Annotated in this window: 1 pseudogene; it reads right to left on the bottom strand. The window is 45.6% G+C overall.

Features of this window, described 5'->3' with window-relative positions:
* Positions 1–64: 64 nt before the first annotated feature.
* A pseudogene (locus AB1471_RS17255) lies at positions 65–281 on the bottom strand (peptidase T); the annotation flags it as partial.

Below are 281 nucleotides of genomic sequence, written 5' to 3' on the forward strand. Positions count from 1 at the left end.
AGCTCAGTTTGGATCAAACGAAATCGAGAATTATTTTTGAAGCTTTGTAAGGGCGAAAAGCTTTCTACCCCTCATGCTTCACCCAAACCTGCACCAATTCCACTAAAGTATCTACGGATTTTTCCATGTCTTGCACGCTGATAAATTCATGGCGCGAATGGATGGCCATCATGCCGGTGAAAATGTTGGGGCAGGGCAGTCCCATGAATGAAAGTCGGGAGCCGTCTGTACCACCGCGAATGATGTCGTGTTTTGGTGTTAATCCTGCATTTTTAATGGCT

Source organism: Jeotgalibacillus marinus (assembly GCF_040801915.1).
GTDB lineage: Bacteria > Bacillota > Bacilli > Bacillales > Jeotgalibacillaceae > Jeotgalibacillus > Jeotgalibacillus marinus.